General features: G+C 59.8%; 4 protein-coding genes. All 4 read right to left on the bottom strand.

Annotated elements, in window-relative coordinates:
• Positions 1-23: 23 nt before the first annotated feature.
• Positions 24-1,349 (bottom strand): peroxiredoxin family protein, encoded by a 1,326-nt coding sequence (locus tag JNL55_RS32530; protein WP_293864531.1) that lies wholly within the window; start codon positions 1,347-1,349, stop codon positions 24-26.
• Between the two features lie 29 nt (positions 1,350-1,378).
• Positions 1,379-2,788, bottom strand: a complete 1,410-nt coding sequence (locus tag JNL55_RS32525; RefSeq protein ID WP_293864528.1) for a hypothetical protein — start codon at positions 2,786-2,788, stop codon at positions 1,379-1,381.
• The gene (locus JNL55_RS32520; protein ID WP_293864525.1) at positions 2,785-3,198 is read right to left on the bottom strand and encodes a c-type cytochrome; all 414 of its coding nucleotides are present in this window, start codon (positions 3,196-3,198) and stop codon (positions 2,785-2,787) included. Before JNL55_RS32520 ends, JNL55_RS32525 begins: the two co-directional genes overlap by 4 nt.
• A gap of 10 nt (positions 3,199-3,208) precedes the next feature.
• On the bottom strand, positions 3,209-5,075 hold a 1,867-nt coding region (locus tag JNL55_RS32515), incomplete at its 5' end, for a TonB-dependent receptor plug domain-containing protein (protein ID WP_293864522.1).

The raw sequence follows: 5,075 nt of genomic DNA, 5'->3' as shown, positions 1-5,075 counted from the left end.
CACGAACCTGCAGCAGTAGTGAACTACTGCGAGTTCTGAGCCACAGCCGCCGTGTTCGACGCAGGCACCGCGCTCACCTGAACTGCCGCTTTCTCAGCCAGCAGTGTCTCGATACGCTGAGTGAACTCCTTCCTCAGATCAGCGTGATACTGACCGCTGGCCGGAGATGCGAAGCCCGAATGAACCGCACGCACTTTGCCATCGCGACCGACGAACACAGTCGCGGGCCAGGTGTTGAGGTTCACCAGCTGCGGCACCTTCTCCCACATCTCAGCGGGCGCACCGGCGATCAGATACGGATAGGTCACGCCGTACTGCTTCACGAATGCACGCACACGCTTGAGCGTCGCCTGCTGTTCGGGCTCTTCAAAGTTCAAAGCCACAATGGCCAGGCCTTTATCGCGATACTTTTTGTCGAGCTCGACCAAGTACTGCGCTTCGTCGTGGCAGTTCGGGCACCAAGTGCCAGTCACCACTGCAACCACGACCTTGCCCTTGAAGTGGGGATCTTCGCTCGACACCTGCTTGCCATTCACATCCGGGAAGCTGAAGGCGAACGTTTCGTTCGGATCGCGTGCCGTGGTGTGAGTCAGGAAGTTCGCCGGCTCCGGAAAGCCTTTGGCGCGAGCCACGTCAGGACGATAGGCGACGAATTCCGGAGCATAGCGGCCATCTGGACCAGCGTCGGAATAGCTGTTGTTGCTGCGTTCAGCAGCGGCAGCCGCCGAGCGGGGACTAGCGGCCTGCAACACTTCGAGCGTGCCATCGCTCTTGGGCGTGACTTCGATGACGCCAGGGCGCGAACCGTCGTAGTGACTCAGCACCCATTTGCCGTCCTTGAAGGTGCCGCTGTAGGCGCCGGTGTCGCCGTCGATACGAAGAATGGTCGCGGCAACTTCAGCGCCCTTCTGCTCGACCACGAAACGAAACGCCTTCTCACCCTTGGTCGAAGGCGCCGGCAGCGGAATTTCCCAAGCACCGGCGATGGACGGCGCGTTGGCTGCGCTGGCCGGCGCAGGCGCATGACGAGTGGCCACGAAGCCATACTTGGCGCTGCTTTCGCGACTTTGTGAGAACACCTCGCCCACCAGCTTGCCGTGGTCGAGATTGGCAGAGATGGTGGTGAGATAGTGCTCCAGATTCAACTCCAGCTTGCCGTCCTTGAAGCTGGCGCTGCTGGTGTTTTCATTGGGTCGGAAGCCGTCGTACAGGGTGCCCTTGAGCGTCGGTCCCGCTCCGGAAATATCCAACCGGAACGGAATCACTTGCTCGCCGTGCACCAGCTGAGCATCCCAACGTCCTTCCAGCTTTTCCGCAGCGTGCGCCGCGAAGCTACCGGCCGCGAGCATGACAAGCCCCGCGTGCTTGATGAAACTCCTCATTTCCGCTTACCTCTATGTGACGAACTCGTCTGGTTGTTGCTTATCTGGCTAGCCACTACCCGCAGGCCCTGAGCACGCGCGTACTCGAGCCATTGCGGCGGCAGACCGGCCTTGGTCTCCAACAGGATTTCCAATATGGCGCGCCGGTCTTGAGCCGACAGCGACTGGAAATCCGGGTCCTGGTCCGCGCCGCTCAGAATCTTCAGCAGGCGGTCATACACGTAGCTTCGAGATGGCTCGGGCAGCGCATCGAAAGCCTCGGAATAAATCAGATAGCTGCACGGATACCGGAACGTCCGTGTGCTCAAGTCGAAGTCACGCAGCGAACGACCTTTGGAATCGCGTGGACCGCGCGCCGCGAACTCGCGTGCAAACAAAGAAGATTCGATCACTTGCTTGCCGTCCAGATTGCCCAGCGGGGCTTCCTTGGCGAACAACAGATAACGCAACAACTGCTCGGCCGGACGCTCGAACTGACGACGCGTTCCTTCAGGCAGCGCCGCCTCTTCCACTCCGGCCTGTGCTGTGCCAGCAGCGGACGTGCTAAACGCATGCAAAGCGATGCGTGTCTTGTAGTTCGTGAGCGTGATCAAGTTGTGCATCTGGGTCTGATGACCCAACACCAGCAACGCCACCGCGTCGCTGCCCGGAGCCAGGTAAGCCGACGGATTGAACTGCTTCTCCGGCGGCACCAGCTTGGGTGGATTAGTCGCAACGGCGTCGGTCGACACGGCATTGGCCAATGTCTCGCTGGCCAACTTACCCGTCACATACCAACCGCCCCAGCGCTCCTGCAACGGGCTGTCCTGATCCGTGATGAACGACGGAGCACCTGACACGAGCGTTCCAGTGGTGGTGGGTCGCACCGAACGCAACAGCACTCCCGGAATTCCTCGTGTGCCGGCCGCGATATGACATTGCGTGCAATCCAGTTCAGCGCGTTCGAACGCCGGCTGCTCGGCCCGCTGCTCATGCAAGAGATAGAAGATCGCGCCTTGTCGAGCGTCGAACGAAACCAGCTCGACTTCCTTACCGTCATGCACGACGCCGACGTAAACGTCATCGTTGAAGTACAGCGCGCGCGGATGCTCCGGCGAGATCTTCGGGTATTGGAAGCTGGTCTTGGAAAACACCAGCGTCTGGGAGCTGATGGGAATGTCCAGCAGCTCGAGCACCGACTTCAGATAGCCGTGCTGCCCGCCATCGTGCACCAGCTGCGCCTTGCCCTGCTCGACCTGCTTTTGCAGCCGTGCCACCGGATCGTCGATGTCATCGGAGCGATAGAAGATCGGTGCATCGCTATACGGAATGTAGCCCTGATTACGCACGGCGATCTGTGCATCCGATGACGATGCCAACAGGGCTGCAAGCGGCAGCAGACTTAACGCAGCGATACGCGGGCTCATTCGCGCGCCTCGTATTCCGGCGGCGTGCTCTGGCCCAGATGGCAACTACCGCAAGTCACAGGCACCGAGTAACGCGGATCGCGGCCGAGCTGCGCCAGGTGTTTATCATTGATGTCGTTGAGCATGGCGATCATGAGCCGTGCCGTTTGTTTGTTGGGCTTGTCATCCAAGGCGTAGTCCATCGTCTGGGTCTGCGGATCTTCCACGTGGCAATGGCTGCACGAGACACCCAGCTCACGCGAATAGCTCTTCATCAATTTACGAATGCTCGCGCCCGACAGAGTCTTCGGTAGCACCTGCAAATTCACCGGGGCGGTCACCCGCCCCTCCTCAGGCACGCTGGTGCCGTCGGCATGAGCCACCATGACGATGGCAAACAGCACACAACTCCAAGCTTTGGCATGACTCATGACCAACTTGCTAGAACCGAATCCCTACGCGCGCATAAACCTGCCGGCCTTCGTTTTCATACGGCGCACCGCCGGGGTAACGACGACCGTTGTTACGCACAGTCACCAGCCCAACTTCCTGGATGTAGTTGTCGAGCACGTTCTCCACGCCCAGCGTGATGTCCACGGAGTCGCTGAACTCATAGCTACCGATCAAATCCAGGAACGTTTCCGATCCGATCTGCTCGTAGACATAGGGCACACTGGTACTTGCCACATACGTCCACTCACCGAAATGCCGACCGCGGCCGGTGAAGCGCCACTTACCAACGCCATAGTCAGCCGACAGATGACTGGTGAAGCGCGGAATGGTCTTCAGGAACGTTGTCCGCGCCTGCGCATCGATCAGCCGGGGATCGAAGCGTAGATACTCGGTGTAGTTATAGTTGCTGGCCAACGTGAGGCCGAGCGCACCGGGCCCCACCGAACCCTGCCAGTTCGCTACTAGATCGAGTCCCGTGGTACGGGTATCGAAACTGTTGGTATAGAAGCTCACGTGCGTCAGCTCATTGGCCAAAGGCACATTGGCGGCTACCAACTGTTCACGTTGCACCTGAGTGAGCTCGAACGCCGTGGACAAGCCGATACGATCGTTGACGTCGATCCGATAAGCATCGAGTGTGATGGACGTGCCGGCGAAGGGTTGCAGCACCACGCCAAGGCTCAAGTTCACCGACTCTTCGGGCGTCAGCGCCTTGCCACCGAACAATGCCGCGGCCTGCGAGTTCGAGGGCAACTGCGCACGCACGTCGACTGAGCGAGACACCAAAGGATTGACGTTGGGATTCTGACCAATGTTCTGTAGATACTGCTGGCCCGGCGTCGGCGCGCGGAAACCGGTGCTTACCGCACCCCGCAAGCTCACCGCCTTCGTCAGTTCAAACCGAGCCGCGAGCTTGCCGTTGGTCGTGGTGCCGAACAGCGAATAGTCCTCGAAACGTCCCGCGAGGCCGACGTTCAAACGATCCGTTAGATTCAGGTCGAAGTCGATGTACGCAGCCGTGTTGTGGCTATCCCAAACACCAGCCGTCGCCGGATGCGCACCTGGGAAGCCGTTCGCCGCGGGCGACAAGTCACGCAACGGTCCAACAGCCCAAGACGCATACTCACCCGCGTTGATGCGGAACTCTTCTCGCCGATACTCGAGACCGAAACCCACGTTGATCGGATTGTCCAGCGCCGCCGTCTGCCACTGATACACAAAGTCCAGGTTGGCATTCTGCTCGCGCTGCTCACGCCCACCGTTATCGAACTCGGTCGGCGACAGCGAGCCCAGTGACAAGTTGATGGATTCCTTCAGCCAGTAGTCGATGCGATTGCTGCCGGTGGAGGCCGACAGATCCCAGCTGAGCTTATCGCTAACGTCACCTTTCACGCCGGTGACAAAACTCCAATCGCGAGTGTCCGACCCGAAGCGCGGCGTGAAGCCGCCCGGATAGATGCTCAGCAGATTGAAGTTGGGATCGGTGGCCGCCCAAGTGTTGACGCCGTCCGTGCCCGCCGTTTGATAGATCGAATGACGGCCGTTCGACTTGATGTTGTACGCGCCGTTGCGAGCGAACGTGACGATGGTGCCGTCCGCGTTGGGACCAGTTACGGTCAGCGACGGGCGATAGTTGAAATCGGCGACGCCAGTGTCGTCAGCAAAGCTGCCGAAGCTGTACAGCTGCGTGCTGTCGGTCAGGTTGTAACCGAAGTTGACGAACGCCTTCTTGGTCTCCTGCTCCGGCAGGCCATAGCGCTGCACGACCTTACCGATGTTGCGTACCGCGCTGGCATACGGCTCGCCTTGAGCCGCGATCAGTGCTGCTTGAGGACGTTGAATGCCGTTATTGGTC

Origin of the sequence: Steroidobacter sp. (genome assembly GCF_016790065.1) — a bacterium.
Lineage (GTDB): Bacteria > Pseudomonadota > Gammaproteobacteria > Steroidobacterales > Steroidobacteraceae > Steroidobacter.
This window is presented reverse-complemented; position numbering and strand designations above follow the sequence as displayed.

What these genes read in the sequence shown, in the direction of transcription:
- JNL55_RS32530 (WP_293864531.1), bottom strand. Translation starts at nt 1,349, where the DNA reads ATGCTCGCGGCCGGTAGCTTCGCGGCGCACGCTGCGGAAAAGCTGGAA.
- JNL55_RS32525 (WP_293864528.1), bottom strand. Translation starts at nt 2,788, where the DNA reads ATGAGCCCGCGTATCGCTGCGTTAAGTCTGCTGCCGCTTGCAGCCCTG.
- JNL55_RS32520 (WP_293864525.1), bottom strand. Translation starts at nt 3,198, where the DNA reads ATGAGTCATGCCAAAGCTTGGAGTTGTGTGCTGTTTGCCATCGTCATG.